This is a genomic window from Sphingopyxis sp. PAMC25046 (assembly GCF_004795895.1).
In the GTDB taxonomy this organism is placed as follows: Bacteria; Pseudomonadota; Alphaproteobacteria; order Sphingomonadales; family Sphingomonadaceae; genus Sphingopyxis.
Genome location: NZ_CP039250.1, coordinates 1,265,850 through 1,282,924, shown reverse-complemented (window position 1 = coordinate 1,282,924; position 17,075 = coordinate 1,265,850). Strand labels below are relative to the sequence as shown.

The following is a 17,075-nucleotide window of genomic DNA, read 5'->3' as shown; positions in this document are numbered from 1 at the left end:
GGACCAAAATGATGACGGTTATTGACAGCCCGCGCGGCAATCATACCCGAGGGGCGGAACCTTGCACGCGACGCCGCAGTGGGGCGAAGAAGGATGCAGCATGTTACGGGGATTGATGCAGGACGCGCCGCTGCTGATCAGCGGAATATTGGAATATGCCGCGCGCGCGCACGGCGAGAGGGAGATCGTCTCGAAGGCTGTCGATGAGCCGGTTTGGCGGTATGACTGGCACCGCTGCGATCAGCGTGCGCGTCAGGCTGCGCAGGCCCTTGGTGTCCTCGGGATTGCAACGGGCGACCGCGTCTCGTCGCTCGCCTGGAACACGCACCGCCACCTCGAACTCTTCTATGCGGCGCCGGGCATGGGCGCTGTATTGCACACTGCCAACCCGCGTCTCAGCGACGAGCAAATCGCCTTTACTATCGCTCATGCAGGCAGCCGCATTCTCTTCTTCGAGCCCAATCTAGCCGAGCTCGTCGCACGGCTGCGCCCTCTCCTTCCAGGTATCGAGCGTTATGTCCTTCTCGCGGATCGCGGAGCGACCGCGCCAGATGTTGCTGACGCGTTGAACTATGAAGCGTTGCTGGCACGCCAGGACGGGGCCCTCACCTGGCCGAGCTTCGATGAAAAGGCAGCCGCATTTCTTTGCTACACTTCGGGGACGACGGGCGACCCCAAGGGCGTCCTATACAGCCACCGATCAATCGTTCTCCACGGGATGGCGGCCGGTCTGAGCAGTGCCTTCGGGTTCAGCGCTTTTGATGTCATCATGCCCTGCTCGTCCATGTATCATGCGACGGCATGGGGACTTCCGTTCACGGCAGCGATTAACGGCTGCAAGCTAGTGCTTCCTTGCGACAGGATGGACGGTGCCAGTCTCGCCGATCTGATCAACGAAGAGGGCGTCACCTTTTCGGGCGGTGTGCCCACGATCTGGACCATGTACCTCGCTCATCTCGACACCACGGGGACGGGGGTCGGCAATCTCAAGCGCCTCGTGATTGGCGGCTCGGCCGTCCCGCGGGCGATGGCCGAGACATTCCGCGCCAAATATGGTGTCACTGTGCTCCAGCTCTGGGGCATGACCGAAACCAATCCTCTCGGCGTGATTTCGACGCCCTCCCCGCTCCTGATGGCCGAAGGCGAGGATTTCGCGAACGATCTCCTGCTGACGAAGCAGGGTCGCATGCAATTTGGCATCGAACTGCGCATTATCGACGGCGATGGCACGCCGCTCCCCTGGGACGGTGAGCAGGCGGGTGCGCTCCAGGTCCGCGGACCGTGGGTCGTCGATCGCTATTTCCCCGATTTTGAGGGCGCCGGGAGCGATGGCTGGTTCGACACCGGGGACATAGGTACGATCGATCGCTTCGGCTTTCTCCGGCTGACCGACCGCGCGAAAGACGTGATCAAGTCCGGGGGCGAATGGATCAGCTCGATTGATATCGAGAATGCGGCGGTTGGGTACCCCGGCGTCCGGGTCGCCGCGGTCGTTGGCGTATATCATCCAAAATGGGAAGAGCGACCCCTTCTCGTGATTGAAACGCATGAAGGTCAAGCCGTCACAGCCGACGCAATTCGCGCGCATCTGGAGACGAAGGTTGTTCGTTGGTGGCTGCCGGACGACATCCTGTTCGCGACAGTACCGCTCACTGCAACGGGAAAGATCGACAAAAAGGCCTTACGCGAAGCGTATCGTAACCAACTCGCCTAGATGAGATCACACTGCGTCCATTCCCTGCGAACGGCAGCGATCCTTTCAGGCAGGCAAAGTTCAGCGGGCCTCGTGGGTCTTGCATAAGCCCGGGCAATCTCGCGGGGGCGGGCTATACAATGCAAAGCGCTCTACGCTTGCAGCGCGGACAAGGTATGGCCAAGATGAGGCATGACGTCGACCCAAAAAACCAAAGAACAAGCTTCCGGACGAACAGGGAGGCCTACTCGACAAGCCTCGCAAGCACTTTCGAGGAAAATTCTCCGTGTCGCCCGCGATGTCTTCTTTGCCGACGGATTCGGTCGTTCAACGGCGGAACGGATTGCTGCAAAAGCAGGCATCTCCAAGCGCACTTTGTACGCCCGTTACGGGAGCAAAAAGCTGCTTTTCGAGGCGGTAATACTCAGGGAAATCGAGGATCGGCTCTCCTTCCTCGAACAGCACGTTCCCGAACATGGCGACGTTCGGCCCGAGCTTGAAGAGCTGTCCGATGAACTGCTATCCTGGATGCTTACCGACATTCATGTCGCGTTGGAACGCGTTGTAATGGCTGAGGCTGCACGTTTTCCCGCTTTAGCGCGAAACCTTTACGAATTCGGCGTAGGACGCACGACGAGATTGGTGGCAGAGGTTTTGCGCAAAGCCGAGGAGAGGGGAGAAATCAGGGTGTCAGACGCGAATTTTGCTGCGGAGCAGTTTATATCCAGCGTCATTTTGTCACCTTTTCGTCGGGCCGCTCTTGGAGTGGGAGTGACCAGTCACAATGAAACCTCTTCAGCCCGAATGAGGCAAGCTGTGGATCTATTTGTGTACGGCTGCCGCCCCTCCCAGAAGGGGAGCCATCCATAACATTCCCGCTTCATCTCGGGCTGGGCAGTTGTCACGACTAGGTGTTTAGTCCCAGCATGTGATGGTGTAAGCTTGTCATCGTCACAGCGGGAGGGATTATGGGCCAGCTTCTACACGGCAGCGCCAAGACCACGCACGCCGTTCGAGCGGAGCTACAGCGATCGCAAGCTCCGGTCGCGCAGCTCGCGAAGCGGTACGGGATCAACGAGAAGACGGTGATCAAGTGGCGCAGCCGGCCGTCGGTCGAGGACATGCCGGTGGGGCCGAAGGAACGGCGCAGCACCGTGCTGTCGCCGATGGAAGAAGCCGCGATCGTGGCGCTCAGGGTGCAGGCCCGGCTGCCGCTCGATGACGTCTTCATCGCGTTGAAGGACGTGATCCCGAACCTGACGCGCTCGTCGCTTCACCGCTGCCTGCAGCGGCACGGGATCAGCCGATTGCCGAAGGCGGATCGCGAGAAGCCGAAGAAGTTCAAGAAGTACGAGATCGGCTATTTCCACATCGATATCGCCGAACTGCGCTACGAAGGCGGCAAAGGATTCCTCTATGTCGCGGTGGACCGCACCTCGAAGCTGGTGTTCGCCCGCATCTATCGACGGGCGACCAAGCTCGCCGCGGCAGCCTTCCTGCGCGTGCTGATCAAGACGGTTCCCTACAGGATCCACACCATCCTGACCGACAACGGCGTGCAGTTCGTGCAGCGTGACCAGGGCGGCACACTGGGATGGATCGGCCATATCTTCGGCCGTGTCTGCGAGCAGAACGGCATCGAGCATCGCCTCACCGTAACCGGTGTTTCCCTGCCACCTTGCGGGAGTGAAGCGTGGCGTCGATTTTCGCTAGCCCGATCAGGCTGGAGGATGCTGATGCTATGATGATGACATGTGATGATGCTGGCACCAGCGTGGTTCGGCGTTTTGAGGTTTTCACAGGTGCGGGCCAGCGTCGGGAGTGGTCGCCTGAGGTAAAGGCGTCGATCGTCGCGGAGAGCTATTCGGGTCAGGAGACGGCCTGCGCGGTGGCGCGCCGTCATGGGCTTGCTCCGTCGCAACTATTCGCTTGGCGCCGGGATCTGCGCAAGAAGCTGGAGGACCAAGGGCTGACGCTTCCAGCGACGCCTGCGTTCGTGCCGGCGGTGATCGAACCGCTCCCTTCGGGTGATCCAGCCCCTGTCGCCAGGCGCGGCCGTCGCCGTCGGCGTCCCACAGTCAGTGCTGTCGAGCTGGAGATTGACGGCGTGGCGGTGAAGATCGGACGCGGGGCCGATGCGGCTGTGATCGCAGCGGTGATTGAAGCACTCAAGGCAACGCGATGATCGGACCTGGCGCTGGCGCGCGCGTGATGGTGGCGACGCGTCCGGTGGATTTTCGCAAGGGACCTGACGCCCTGGCCGCGCTGGTCGGCGCCGAGTATGGCGGCGACCCATATTCAGGCGTGATCTACGTGTTCCGGGCAAAGCGTGCTGACCGGATCAAGCTGGTCTGGTGGGACGGCACTGGCCTGTGCCTGATGGCCAAGAAGCTGGAGTCCGGCGGCTTCCGGTGGCCGGGCATCCAGGACGGCGTGATGCGTGTGACCTCAGCGCAACTCGGCGCGCTTCTGGAGGGTCTGGATTGGCGCCGGGTGCATGGCGGGCGCCGCCCGCAGGCCCCGCAGATTGCCTGTTGACGGGGCGTTCCCAGACTGATTCACTGCTCCCATGCTCATGGAAGCGGACCTGCCGGACGATGTTGACGCGTTACGCGCGCTCGTCCTCGAACAGGCCCGCAAGCTCGAGAGTGCCGACGCGGAAGCCGAACGCCTGAGGGCGATCATCGAGGCTTTTCGGCGTCATCGGTTCGGCCGCCGTTCCGAGCAGCTCGATCAGGATCAGTTGCAGCTGGGCCTTGAGGATGCCGAGACGGCGCTCGCGGAAGCCGAGGCCGCCAGCGAAGCGAAGGCCGGACGGCCTCGCAGTGATCCTGTGCGCAAGACCAACCGCGGTTCGCTGCCCGCGCATCTCGAGCGGATCGAACAGATCGTTGACGTCGAGAGCAATGCTTGCCCCTGCTGCGGCGGCGCCCTCCACCAGGTCGGCGAGGATGTCGCCGAGCGCCTCGATGTGGTGCCGACCACCTTCCGCGTCGTGGTCACCCGGCGGCCGCGTTATGGCTGCCGTTCGTGCGAGAGCGCGATCGTGCAGCCGCCGGCGCCGGCGCGGATCATTGAGGGCGGCATTCCGACCGAGGCACTGATCGCCCAGGTGCTGGTATCCAAGTATGCCGATCACCTGCCGCTTTACCGGCAGGCCCAGATATACGCCCGGCAGGGCATCCGGCTCGACCGATCCACTTTGGCCGACTGGGTCGGGCGAGCGGCCTGGTATCTGCGCCCCTTGCGTGACCACATTCTCGACGAGCTACGACGATCCGAGCGGCTGTTCGCCGACGAGACGACCGCCCCGGTGCTCGATCCCGGACGCGGGCGGACCAAGACCGGCCAGCTCTGGGCCTATGCCCGCGACGACCGACCATGGGGCGGCTGCGATCCGCCGATCGTCGCCTATGTCTATGCGCCAGATCGCAAGGCCGAGCGTCCCCAGTTCCATCTTGGTGATTTTGCGGGCATCCTACAGGTCGATGGCTATGGCGGCTACGCCGCGCTCCCCCGGCGGCGCCAGCAGATCAGGCTCGCTTTCTGCTGGGCGCATGTGCGTCGCAAATTCTACGAACTGGCTGATACATCCCCGGTCGCTACCGAGGTGCTGCGCCGCATCGCCTTGCTTTACGCCATCGAGGACGATGTGCGCGGCCTCTCGGCCGAGCAGCGTCGTGCCGCTCGGGCCGGACGCAGCCGCGTCATCATCGACGATCTTCACCAATATCTTGCCGCCCGTGGCCGCCAGGTCAGCGCCAAGAGCAAGCTCGGCGAAGCGATCCGCTACGCACTCACCCGCTGGGACGGCCTCTCACGCTTCATCGATGACGGTCGCATCGACCTCGACTCCAATACCGTCGAACGATCGATCAGGCCGCTGGCTCGCAATCGCAAAAATGCCCTGTTTGCCGGTTCCGACGAGGGCGGCGACAACTGGGCGGTGATCGCCACGCTCATCGAATGTTGCAAGCTCAGCACCATCAACCCCCACCAATGGCTGACCGAAACCCTCACCAGCCTCGCCAACGGTTATCCCGCCAACAGCGTCGGTGATCTCATGCCATGGACCGTCGTAGCCTGAAAACACCGGTTACGCCTCACCAAACCCTATCACCCATGGACCAACGGTCAGGCCGAAAGGATGGTGCGCACCATCAAGGAGGCCACCGTCAAATCTTTCCATTACACGTCGATCAACGAGCTGCGCCGCCATGTCCGCGACTGGTTGGTCGCTTACAACTTTGCCAAGCAGTTGAAGGCACTGCGCTTCAAGACACCCTATGAGGCCATCGAAGAACTCTGGAAATCCAAGCCGGATATCTTCAATATGGAGCCACACCATCACATGCTGGGACTAAACACCTAGGCCGTGTTGACAAAAGGGATTCCCAAATCCTCCTCCTTCTGATTCAAGACTGCTTTTTGAGGATCAGTCATGGGTCGCGGGGATTTGTCGGATGCGGAGTGGGACCTGATTGGGCCGCTGCTGCCGCCTGAACGTGGTCGCTGGGCGCGGCCGTCGGGCGATAATCGTCGCTTTCTCAACGGCATGCTTCACGTGCTGCGGGTCGGCTGCCCTTGGCGCGACATGCACGAGCGCTACGGCAAGTGGAACTCGGTCTATGTCCGCTTCCGGCGCTGGGCCGAACAGGGTGTCTGGGATGCCCTGCTGCAAACGCTGGTCGATCTGGGTCTGACCGACGACTGGCAACATATGATCGACAGCACCAGCGTTCGCGGCCATGTTTCGGCAGCGGGCGGAAAAGGGGGGCTTGTGCGAACGCTCTTGGTCGATCACGCGGCGGCTTTACGAGCAAAATCCACGCCCGCTGCGACAATCAAGGACTGCCTGTCGGCTTCATCCTGACCGGCGGCGAGGCTTCTGATTACACCGCTGCCGAACCGCTGATGGCGATCCCCGTCGCCACACCCAAGGCGCTGCTCGCGGACAAGGGCTATGATGGTGATCGCTTCCGGGAAAGCCTGCTGACCCGGGGCATCCTGCCGATCATCCCGCCCCGCTCGAACCGCAAGGTGCCAGAGCATCCCGACTATCGCCGTTACAAGGACCGCAACCGCGTCGAGCGCATGTTCGGAAAGCTCAAACAGCAACGACGCATCGCCACTCGATATGACAAAACCCTTCTCTCGTTCGAGAGCTTCCTAAACCTCGCCGCCACGCGGCTATGGCTGAAGTCTTTTGTCAACGCGGCCTAAGTTTCCATTGGCTACCCGCTAATTGATCACCGCAGCCGTCCAACTCGCGATTTTGTCGGCCATTTCAAGGCTCGCGCGATCAAAGGCTTCGACGATACTCGAAACACTGTTTGCGCTTGCTGTCCTATCAAGGACGATGCGCGTGACTGCCAGTGGTTCCGATTCTTTGGATCGGCTTAGTTCCACTTGCGCGGCGATGCGAATGATCGGGGCCGCGTCGGGCCCCTGCTCGTAATAGGCTGCAAAAGAAGAAAGCCGTGCGGATAGGACGTAATGATCGGAAGCCACGCTCTGGACAGGGATATATGCGTGATCGATTTTGCGCGCTACGCTTCCGGCAATAGCCTCGCGGATCATCTCGGGCGCAGGCCTCATCCACCGTGCTTTGGCCAGATACGTGACTTCGCGATTCTCGATCGTGAGGATCCTGTCTCCATCGGCCCCAGGCGGAAGCGTCGGTCGCGTAATATACACCGGAATCCACTGTCGTGCAATTTCACGCTCCGGTACGGGCGTGCTGCTGATCCGGTACAACGTCGATTTGCCGCCAGTTCCCAGAATATTCCCGCAACCAGAAAGGCAAATTAGCGCGCCCGTCAGCAAAAACATTCTTGCAGAGATCGTTTTCATTGGGGGAGCTTCCTTTCACGAGGGGTCCGTCGTAGCTGGCCGGCGAGCTGCTCGATTTCCTGCGCCGCGCTATCGAGCGATTTCAAAGTTGCAGCAATCCCGGAGCCGTCGGGCGCCGCCAATCCACTCGCGGCGTCATCAAGCCTGTGAATGACCACCCTCGCCTCGGCGATCCCCTCTCGAAGATCTCGAGCAGCTGCCGAGACATCGGCAAACGTCTTGCGACCGTCGCCATCGATCGCCGTGCGCGCCGATGCGGCCGCGGCCTCGATATCGGCCGCCGCCCGGTCCAGGCGTGCAAACGCTTGTTCAGCCTTGCTGAACATTCCGCGACTAGATCGCAATTCCGCCGTGGTAGCTCTTACATCCGCAATAGCAGCCGAAACATTTTCGATATTCTCGTCGGACAAGGTCCGGTTGACCCTTTCCAGGGCCTGCGAAGCGTCCGCCAACAATGCGCCACCTCCATCCATCAGGGATTGTAGCGAACTTTTTTCCGCCTTAATCACTGGGAGCGTTTCCTTGGAAACCTCCTTCAACAACGGCTTAGAGGGCGTCCCCGCACTGATCTGGATGTAGCTTCCGCCGGTTATGCCTTGCGACTCCGTCGCGGCGGTAGAATCGACGCGCACAGGCGTATCCTCGCGCAGGCGCACCCCTGCAAGCACCCTGTTTGGATTTCTGGGATCAAGACTAATACGCGTGATTTCTCCCACCGGAATTCCGTTGAACTGCACCTCGCCTCCCTCGCTAAGACCGCGGACGGGACCATCGAAAATGATCCGATACTCGTCGAAATTACGGGCGAATTGGGATTGACCGAGCCAGAGGATGAAGCCGAAAGCCGCCGCTAGCAGAGCCAGCGTCAGGCCCCCAATCAGACCGTAGTTCGCGTCGCGTTCCATTAACGGTTCCTTTCCTTGACGCGCTCCGCCCGCCCTCCCAAAAACGCCCTGATCCAAGGATGGTCAGACCTCTCAAGTTCCGCGATTGGCGAAACCTCGACAATTTTCTGATCCGCAACCACGGCCACGCGGTCGCTGATGGAATACAGGCTGTCGAGATCATGGGTCACCATCACGACAGTAAGCCCCAGCGTGTCGCTCAGCGTCCGTATCAGCTGGTCAAATTCGGCGGCGGCGATCGGGTCGAGGCCCGAAGTGGGTTCGTCAAGGAACAGCAATTCTGGATCGAGCGCCAAGGCCCTCGCTACGCTTACACGTTTTCGCATTCCGCCTGAAAGTTCAGCGGGCATTTGCCGGCCCACCTCGGCATCGAGTCCGACAAGGCCGATTTTCATCAGAGCCACGGCCTCGAGCCACGGCTCTCTAAGACGGGTATGTTCGATGAGAGGAGCCTCGACATTTTCTTGCACACTAAGAGAAGAAAAAAGCGCGCCATTTTGAAACATGACGCCAATTCGGTGATCAATTTCCGTACGATCAAAGCGACTCCCAATTTTTTTCTGAAAGATTTCGATTGTCCCATGGCTAGGCGCAATCAGGCCCAAAATGGTGTTCATCAGGACGGATTTTCCACTACCGGACCCTCCGACGACACCAAGAATCTCGCCACGATGGACTTCTAGGTTCAAATCCTGGTGGATAATGTGATCGCCAAATCGGGTTTTAAGATTCTCCACCCGAATAACGATGTCCGGATCGCAAATCATATTTCGAGCACGTTGAAGAGAATTGCAAAGGCGGCATCCAGAAGGATGATTGCGAATAGCGCTTGGACAACGGCGACGGTCACCCGCCCGCCCAGATCCTCAACATCTCCGCGTACCGAAAGGCCGTGGCGACATCCGGCAAGCGCAATCACAATGGCCAGCACCGGTACTTTTGCCATTCCAACCCAGAAGTGTCGGATATCGACCGCAGCTGAGAGTCGTTCGGCGAAATATGTCGGGCTCACGTCGAGTATGCCCCAGCTGACGACAAGCCCGCCGGCCAAACCAGCCAGCATGGCAACAATCGCCAGGAGGGGCATAATTACAAGCAATGCCAATACGCGTGGCACAACCAGCGCGTCGAACAGGTCGATGCCCATCACCTTCATTGCCTGCGTCTCTTGATTCATTCGCATTGCGCCGATCTGGGCCGCGAAAGTGGAAGCGGACCGACCGGCAAGTAGTATCGCGGGAATGAGGACGCCGAACTCGCGGAGGACGGATATGCCAACCAGTTCGACGACCAGTTCCGATGCACCCAATGTCTTGAGCAGATCGCTTCCTATGAGAGCCACCACTGCGCCGATAAAGAATGTCATGATCGCTATGAGTGGCAGCGCATCGAAGCCGACCTTCTGAATTGACGACGCCAGTGCGATCAATCGCATCCTTTTGGGATGTGCAAGAGATTTCATGAGCGCCACCTCAAGTTGGCCGAGAAATCGAGCGCTTGCGCCGATTTCCTGGACAGCTCGATAAACTTTTTGGCCAAGACGCACGTGAAATGGGGGAGTTTTGATTGGCGGGACATCGCGGTCGGCCATGGCCGAGCCCACCAGCGCGAACAGATCAGCAAGATTGGCGGGCAGGTCTGCGGTAAATGCCGCATTGGGTGCGAGAGTCAGGATGGCGAGCGCGCCTGCGCTGTCTATCCTTCCCAGGTTTCCGAAGTCGCTTGAGAAGGAGAGGTTCGAGGGACTCAGAACATGCCCGGAAAGGCCTGCGATCGACATCGCTGTCCAGTCACCTTCAACGACCAACGTTGAAATGCCATCTCCTTCGCGAACGAAGATGTTCGGTGCTGTGCGCGCATTCATCGCAGCAAGTCTCCAACCGGTGTCGGGAGAGCGGATCGCCCGTGGCAACTCCCTCTCCCATAACCCGTCATCGAGCGGATCATGCCAGCAAGCGGGACCACTGACCCCACACATTTAACCATGCCGATCCACACATCGCGCCTTGCCGCAATGACATTATGTAAACGTCACCGTAGCGTTATATCAGGTCGCTTGCAAGGAGTATGCTGCGCACAAATCGGCCGACAGATCGTTTGAATAAGCACAGGATACTCTTGCTAAGGTTAGATAAAATTGTCAGTTGAAATCCCTATGAGATTCTTTCTGAACCGATATCGCACCTTAGAGTTCATATTAACGACACTCGTAGGTGACATTAAATCTTTGCTTGCACTTGCCATCCCAGGCCGAGTGATTTTTGCAGGGCGATCCATGACAGCGTGAGCGCCGCCTTTCCCCGGACGAGGTCGGTTGCCGCCTGCTGCTGTTTGCGAAGCGTGCGATTTAGGTCGGCGCGCGAGATCACTCCGCCGGCAAATCGTTGTCGATCAAGATCGGCTGCGCCATCTGCCTGGGACTTGATCTGCGCGAACGCCACCAGGGCAGAGCGCTGCTGGCTAAAGCGCGACAACGCGCGCTCGGCGTCCTGAAGTGCAGAAAGCACCGTCTTTCGATAGTTGGCAACTGCCTCGGCACGGACGGCGCTCGCCTGATCGACCGAGGCATCGACCCTTCCGAAATCGAGGAAGTTCCACTGCAACTGTGGAATGGCGAGAATTGACGGATTGCTCACATCAAAGAGATCGTCTGGCGACGTTCCGCCAAGTCCCAAGATTCCCATGAATGACAGCTTCGGAAATCGTGCAGCCTCCGCAACACCGATCCGAGCCGTTGCTGCCGCCAGGCTGCGTTCGGCCGCGCGGATGTCGGGCCGACGTGCGACAAGGTTGGAGGGGTCGCCCACGGCGACCTGTTCCGGCGGGAGGGGAACATCGAAGATCTGTTTCAGCGCTTCGTCCGTTGTCCCTGGGATCTGTCCAGCTAGAATGGCAAGCGCATCGAGCAATACCGCCGTGTCAGCTTCGGCCTCGGCGAGCTGAGACTTGAGCAGCTCGAGCTCGGCATTTGCATTGCCGAGAGGGAACAGGGGCAACACGCCTTGCTGATACCGTTGATAGGTTAGCGAGAGGGTTTGCTGCTGCAACTCGCACTCGGTTCGGTACGCTTTGGCTCGAAACTGGGCCTCGCGCAGGTTGACATAGGCATTGGCAACTTCGGCGGTCAGCTGGACCTTGGCATCCTCCACATTGGCAACCGCTGCCGCGGCCTGAGCGTTGCCGGCCTCGATCCGTCGCTGCGTTCCTCCTGCGAAATCCAGCTCCCAGTTAGCGTTGAGCCCGAGATTGTAGACACTGAGGCTATCATCCGCCTGTCCCTGCGGACTAACAGGCGCGCTCGCCGAAGGCGGGGCACTGTTCTGAATATCAAGGCCCGGCAAGCGGCCCTGAATAGCCGTCGCCTGGGTTCCAAGCGTCGGAAATCTTCCGGCCTTCTCCTGTCTCACGGATGCCCGCGCCTGCGCAATCCGCGCTTGCGCAGCCTGAAGCGAAGGATTGTCCGATAACGCAGCCTCGATAAGCCTGGTCAATTCCGGATCGTTCAAAAGGAGCCACCACTCTGCCAGCTCGGGCTCGGTATCGATGATGTTACCGCCGGCACGGACAAAGCCGTCATTTCGGTTCGCCGAGAATACTTCTGGAGGCCCGGCGTAGTCTGGGCCCGCAACACAACCGGCCAGCAGAAACGAGGCGAGAAGCGATATTACAGATTTTCTTATCATGTCAGGCTCAGTGCATCGAAAGGGAAACATTCTTGGGAAGCGGCTTCAAAAAGATGACCAAAGGAACGGTCATCAAGGTCAGGACGCCCATCACCAAGAATACATCATTGTAGGTCATTACGAACGCGTCCCGCTGGATGGTCCGGCCTAGCATCGACATGGCACCCTCCATCCCGCCGAAGCTTTTCGCGAGTTCATCAAGATAAATCTGGAGTGAAGCACTGTTGGCATTCAGCGTCTCTTCCATGCGCCGGCTATGGTGCCAGATCCGCTGGTCCTGAAACGAAGCCAGTCCGGCCAAAGCGAAAGATCCTCCGAGATTTCGAGCGGCGTTAAAAATACCGGAGGCATCGCCAGCATCTGTCTTTGCCACCGAGGCTACGGTAGCCTGGTTCAGGAACATCATGGCCAGAATCATGCCAACACCCCGAATAAGCTGGCTTTCGATGAATACGGCGCCCCCAGATTCCGCGGTGAGGCTTATGCTGACGAAACAGCTGGCCGCCATCAGAAGCATTCCGACACCGACGGCAATGCGAATGTGGAGTCTGCGGATCATGAAGGGCAGGATCGGCATAAGCACAAAAGCCGGAATACCCATCCAAAATATAACGAGCCCGGTTTGAAAAGCGTTATAATCGGATATGATCGCAAGAAATTGGGGAATGACGTAGGTCGAACCATACATGACCATTCCCAGGGCGAGAGCCATCACCGCAACGCTTCCGAATTGGCGATTGAGAAGGAGGCGGAGTTTCAGGACGGGCTTCGACGCGTTCAGCTGCCCGTATATGAGTGAAGCGAAACCGATAACGGCAATGAGTGCCAGCCAGCGAATAAGAGCGGATTCAAACCATTCCTCGCGATGCCCCTCCTCAAGCAACACAGTCAAAGCGCCCAACCCCAGAATCAGGCCGGCAATGCCCGCCCAATCAGCATCGGTCAGATACTCCCACTTCGGCTCTTCGTGAGGAAGCCCGACGAATAGCAGCAGCAGCAGTACGGCGCAGATTGGAACATTGACAAAGAAGGCATAGTGCCAGCTCAAATTTTCGGTCAGCCAGCCACCGATCAGCGGCCCCATGACCGGACCCAGAATCACTGTCATGCCGAACAGCGCCATGCCGATCGGCTGTTGATGGGGCGGCAATCTTTTCGCCACGATGGTCATCGCAGTTGGTATCAGCGCACCACCCATGAAACCCTGACCCGTGCGACCGATGATCATGGTCGTGAGGTCGGTCGCCATACCGCAAAGAATTGAGAAGCCGGTGAACGCGGAAACCGCAATGATGAGCAGGTTTCGCAGTCCAAAAAGGCGTTCAAGCCAGGCGCTAAGCGGAATTACCACAATTTCGGCAACGAGAAATGCGGTGGCAATCCAAGTGCCCTCGGTGCCGCTGGCTCCGATTTCGCCCTGGATCACCGGAAGCGCGGAATTGACGATAGAGATATCGAGTGTTGCGAGCATGGCGCCAAGTGCACCCGCTGCGACCGCTATCCACGCGGTGATATCGGCATTCCGCCTTTCTGCAGTCGGAGTACCAGAGGCGCTGTTCGATGCCAACTCGGCGGTCATTTGTCGGTACTCGAGATCTCTTTCAGCTCTCCGGCAGCGTTTCGCGTGTCGACAACTGCCACAACCGACATGCCCGGGACGAGCAGACGACGCACTTTGGGCGAGGCTATTATCGCGATACGAACCGTTATCCGCTGAACAATCTTGGTGAAATTCCCTGTGGCGTTTTCGGGCGGCAGGATCGAAAATTCTGCTCCGGTTCCGGGCGAGATGCTCTCAACGCGTCCAGCAATCTCAAAGTCGGGAAGAGCATCGACCTCGAGCCTGACCGGTTGCCCCGCCCGCAAAAGGCCGACCTGCGTCTCCTTGAAATTAGCGATGACGTAGATTTCGTTTACCGGAACCACCGTCATCAATCGCTGACCGGGCTGAACGAATTGGCCGACCCTTACTGTTAGATCGCCAACGCGACCTCCCTTGCTGGCTCGCAGCAGAGTCGATGTGACATCTAGGTCGGCCGCTTCCAGCTGCGCGCGGGCCGCGTCAGCTTGGGCTTCGGTCTGGTCGATCTGTTTGAACAAGGTGGCCCTCCGACCGTTGGCAGCAGAGACTGCTGCCTGGGCAGCAACAAAGTCGGCGTGCGCTTGCTGCGCCTGTGTCTCATATTGTTGAAGCTTTTCTCGCGGCTCCGCACCGGTCGCGGCAAGGGGGCGATACCTCGCTACCTGCTCATTGGCGAGGTCGAGCGCCGCGCGCTTGGCGGCGAGTTGGGCCCGCGCCTGCCGAATCGCTGAGTCCTGTTCGGTTACTTGCGAGCGGATTGTGTCGGCGCCGGCCAGCGTCGCCGCAATTTGCGCACGCGCCTGTTGCGCCTGGGCTCTATAATCTCGCACATCCAGTTGCACGAGCGCCTCGCCGGGACTGACCCGCCCGTTCTCAGAGACGAGCACCGCGTCCACGTATCCGGCCACTTTTGATGAAACCACAACGCTGTCGGCCGCGACATAGGCGTTGTCGGTCGACTGCATGTACTGCCCATAGGTGACATGCCTGTAATACCACCAACCACCTGCAATCAGCGCAGCAGTGATGGCTATGATGAGGATGAGGCGAAATTTGGGTTGCGATTTCAGGCTGGATGCGGGCGCGCGATCCTGTTCCCGCTCATTTGGTTCGTCGGTCATCTGCCTCTTTCGAAGGATTTTGGACATGTGCTAAGTCGCTTCATGGCGTGGCGTAGACCGTTCCATCCGGTTAGTAAAATCGTTTAGTAATTTGCGTTTTGGCATTCCCACGAAACGGACTAGGCAGCGGTATGAACGCAAATCTCGACACAATGCCGCCACGGCTTCGCGAAGGCGCCCTCACCGACGACGACCGTATGCTATATTTGATGGACGAGATTAGTCGGGGGGCGAGGCGCGCTTATGACGCACGGATTGCCAAGATTGGCCTCAATCAGACGCAGTGGCGCATCATCGGACAACTTCTCCGCGAACCATCGTTGACGCAGGCCGGAATTGCCAAGCGACTAGAGTTGGAATCCGCCACGATCGGTCAAGCCGTCGCTGGCCTTTGTGGGAAAGGATTGATGGAAAGGCGACGAGCCAAAACGGACGGCCGGGCATGGCAGCTCATCCTGACCCAGGAGCTCGACAGGTTGTTGCCCCAACTGAGAGAATCCGCGGACGGGCTGCATAGGGTCCTATGGCGGAACGCCACGCGCGACGAAAAACGGACGTTGCTGGACATTCTTGTGCGGATTGCGTCGAATCTCGATCAGAGCCGGACCGATGCGGAATAGGACATATGCCTGGGTTCCGAGATAAACCGATAGGAGACATCGCACGCGCCGCCGAGATAGGACAGATTCTTGTCCGGCACGGCGCCAAAAGCCTGGCGGGCGCTCTCGGAGTCATTCCGCATCCGGCCAAGTCAATCGATCCAGGTGAATTGCGGCCGGCGGCGGTCGTCGCACTCCTGCGCGACATTGGTCCGGTCGGAATAAAGCTTGGACAGCTGCTGGCGACGCGCAGCGATCTGTTTTCCAGGTCCTGGATTGCTGCCTTCGCGACGCTCCACGATAAGGTTTCTCCGGTGCCATTCGAAGAAATCGAGCCCATCCTTGCCGCAAGCTGGGGAGCTGACTGGCGAGGGGAATTCACCCAATTCGATGAACAACCACTGGCTTCGGCTTCGGTAGCGCAGACCTACTCTGCTTCGCTGCTCGACGGCGCCGACGTTATCATAAAGGTGCGGCGTCCGGGCACTGCTGCGCGAATGGAGGCCGATGTGCGGCTCCTGACGCGCCTCGCCGCCGTTGCCGAGGATCGATCCCCTGAAATCGCCCGCTATCGCCCCGTAGAGTTCCTGCGAACCTTTGGCAGAAATCTTGCCTGGGAAATGGATCTGGCAGCAGAAGCTCGTGCATGCGAGCGTATCGGTGGCTATCTTGATACGCTTGGGATCAAGACTCCAACAATTCATTGGGAACTGACGGGGATACGGGTCAACGTCCAGGAGCGGCTGTATGGAACGCCCGCGTCTGCGATCGAGGCCGAATCGACCGACCCACGCGTGGCGGCGTTCGCGAGACAATATGCGAATGCAGTCCTGCGCATGATCATTCTGAATGGCGAATTTCATGGCGATCCGCATCCAGGCAATGTTTTCCTTATCGGGGAACAGGATGTGGGCTTTATCGACTTCGGATCGGTCGGCACTCTCACAAAGGCGAGGCGCGAGGAACTGGTACGACTTGTCATGGCTATAGCCGACGAAGACACAGCAGACGTCGCGAACGTGTTGCTCGAATGGGCTGGAGATCCGAAAGTTGACCGTGATGGGCTCACCCAGAATTTGGACCAGCTGATCGGTGAGTTCAGGGGAACGGTCCTTTCGGGGATTGAGTTCTCGCATATTTTCAGCCGCGTGTTCGATCTCCTGCGAGACTATCAGCTCGCACTTCCGCCTGATCTGGCGATCCTTCTTCGAACATTGCTCACGGCGGAAGGGTTTGCGCGTTCCTTTGCGCCTGACTATAATATCGGGGAGGAAACACGCCCCATCATGTTGGAGCTGTTCGCAGAAAGATTCTCCCTTGGCAGGAATCGCGCCAATTTAAAAAAAGTTCGCCGACAACTCCTCGCCCTAGCGGCGATCATGCCTGACCTTCTCGATAACGCCGCCGCTATAGCCAAGTCCGGGCATGTGCCTGTCCAGATTGATCCGGCAAGTTTTGAGAAGCTCGCAGCCATTCGCCGCGCGAGCCAGCCTGTCAAAGGTCCTGTGGCGGCCGCACTTATCGTCTCCGCGGCGCTGCTTGCGAATCAATCCTGGGTGCTTGCAAGTGTTGCAGTGGCTCTTGCCGGGTTGGTTCTTCTGCGCAAATGGCGATAAGATCGTTGCTCAGCTTGAACGGG

The 17,075-nt window shown here is 59.2% G+C and carries 15 protein-coding genes and 3 pseudogenes; 11 read left to right on the top strand and 7 right to left on the bottom strand.

Features of this window, described 5'->3' with window-relative positions; translation table 11 throughout:
- Nucleotides 1-100 precede the first annotated feature (100 nt).
- The 9 genes and pseudogenes from E5675_RS06005 (at nt 101) to E5675_RS05970 (ending at nt 6,916) form a co-directional block, all read left to right on the top strand.
- Complete coding sequence (locus E5675_RS06005) at nt 101-1,714, top strand: long-chain fatty acid--CoA ligase (protein WP_137865749.1); 1,614 nt, start codon at nt 101-103, stop codon at nt 1,712-1,714.
- Between the two features lie 171 nt (nt 1,715-1,885).
- Nucleotides 1,886-2,563 (top strand): TetR/AcrR family transcriptional regulator, encoded by a 678-nt coding sequence (locus E5675_RS06000; RefSeq protein WP_039575391.1) that lies wholly within the window; start codon nt 1,886-1,888, stop codon nt 2,561-2,563.
- 98 nt (nt 2,564-2,661) lie between these two features.
- Nucleotides 2,662-3,348, top strand: a pseudogene (locus E5675_RS05995) (DDE-type integrase/transposase/recombinase); the annotation flags it as partial.
- A gap of 86 nt (nt 3,349-3,434) precedes the next feature.
- Nucleotides 3,435-3,878 (top strand): transposase, encoded by a 444-nt coding sequence (locus E5675_RS05990; RefSeq protein WP_052208271.1) that lies wholly within the window; start codon nt 3,435-3,437, stop codon nt 3,876-3,878.
- Nucleotides 3,875-4,231, top strand: a complete 357-nt coding sequence (tnpB, locus tag E5675_RS05985) for an IS66 family insertion sequence element accessory protein TnpB (protein WP_039575394.1) — start codon at nt 3,875-3,877, stop codon at nt 4,229-4,231. Before E5675_RS05990 ends, tnpB begins: the two co-directional genes overlap by 4 nt.
- Nucleotides 4,232-4,262: 31 nt before the next feature.
- The gene (locus tag E5675_RS05980) at nt 4,263-5,780 is read left to right on the top strand and encodes an IS66 family transposase (RefSeq protein WP_054588696.1); all 1,518 of its coding nucleotides are present in this window, start codon (nt 4,263-4,265) and stop codon (nt 5,778-5,780) included.
- A pseudogene (locus E5675_RS05975) lies at nt 5,781-6,065 on the top strand (integrase core domain-containing protein); the annotation flags it as partial.
- A 69-nt stretch (nt 6,066-6,134) separates the two neighbouring features.
- Nucleotides 6,135-6,404: pseudogene (locus tag E5675_RS21690) on the top strand (transposase); the annotation flags it as partial.
- Complete coding sequence (locus E5675_RS05970) at nt 6,308-6,916, top strand: IS5 family transposase (protein ID WP_232003283.1); 609 nt, start codon at nt 6,308-6,310, stop codon at nt 6,914-6,916. The pseudogene E5675_RS21690 and the gene E5675_RS05970, both read left to right, overlap by 97 nt.
- An 18-nt stretch (nt 6,917-6,934) precedes the next feature.
- Here E5675_RS05970 and E5675_RS05965 read toward each other — a convergent pair whose 3' ends face one another.
- The 7 genes from E5675_RS05965 to E5675_RS05935 all read right to left on the bottom strand — a co-directional run bounded on the left by E5675_RS05965 (nt 6,935) and on the right by E5675_RS05935 (nt 14,837).
- Nucleotides 6,935-7,546, bottom strand: a complete 612-nt coding sequence (locus tag E5675_RS05965; RefSeq protein ID WP_081997347.1) for an ABC-type transport auxiliary lipoprotein family protein — start codon at nt 7,544-7,546, stop codon at nt 6,935-6,937.
- Nucleotides 7,543-8,451: an MlaD family protein gene (locus E5675_RS05960; RefSeq protein ID WP_054588698.1), complete on the bottom strand. Its 909-nt coding sequence runs from the start codon at nt 8,449-8,451 to the stop codon at nt 7,543-7,545. The genes E5675_RS05965 and E5675_RS05960 overlap by 4 nt, the downstream gene beginning before the upstream one ends.
- Nucleotides 8,451-9,218 carry an ATP-binding cassette domain-containing protein gene (locus E5675_RS05955; protein WP_136173726.1) on the bottom strand — a complete coding sequence of 256 codons (768 nt, stop codon included), beginning with the start codon at nt 9,216-9,218 and terminating at the stop codon, nt 8,451-8,453. Before E5675_RS05955 ends, E5675_RS05960 begins: the two co-directional genes overlap by 1 nt.
- Nucleotides 9,215-10,315 carry an ABC transporter permease gene (locus tag E5675_RS05950; RefSeq protein WP_168707802.1) on the bottom strand — a complete coding sequence of 367 codons (1,101 nt, stop codon included), beginning with the start codon at nt 10,313-10,315 and terminating at the stop codon, nt 9,215-9,217. The genes E5675_RS05955 and E5675_RS05950 overlap by 4 nt, the downstream gene beginning before the upstream one ends.
- 355 nt (nt 10,316-10,670) lie before the next feature.
- Nucleotides 10,671-12,134, bottom strand: a complete 1,464-nt coding sequence (locus E5675_RS05945; RefSeq protein WP_039575413.1) for an efflux transporter outer membrane subunit — start codon at nt 12,132-12,134, stop codon at nt 10,671-10,673.
- A 7-nt stretch (nt 12,135-12,141) separates the two neighbouring features.
- Nucleotides 12,142-13,713 carry an MDR family MFS transporter gene (locus E5675_RS05940; protein WP_095385529.1) on the bottom strand — a complete coding sequence of 524 codons (1,572 nt, stop codon included), beginning with the start codon at nt 13,711-13,713 and terminating at the stop codon, nt 12,142-12,144.
- Nucleotides 13,710-14,837, bottom strand: a complete 1,128-nt coding sequence (locus tag E5675_RS05935) for an HlyD family secretion protein (protein ID WP_054590305.1) — start codon at nt 14,835-14,837, stop codon at nt 13,710-13,712. The genes E5675_RS05940 and E5675_RS05935 overlap by 4 nt, the downstream gene beginning before the upstream one ends.
- A gap of 131 nt (nt 14,838-14,968) precedes the next feature.
- On the opposite strand from E5675_RS05935, the gene E5675_RS05930 reads away from it, so the two are divergent.
- Nucleotides 14,969-15,457: a MarR family transcriptional regulator gene (locus E5675_RS05930; RefSeq protein ID WP_052208277.1), complete on the top strand. Its 489-nt coding sequence runs from the start codon at nt 14,969-14,971 to the stop codon at nt 15,455-15,457.
- Between the two features lie 5 nt (nt 15,458-15,462).
- Nucleotides 15,463-17,052, top strand: coding sequence for an AarF/UbiB family protein (locus E5675_RS05925; RefSeq protein WP_136173724.1), 1,590 nt, complete (start codon nt 15,463-15,465; stop codon nt 17,050-17,052).
- Nucleotides 17,053-17,075 lie beyond the last annotated feature (23 nt).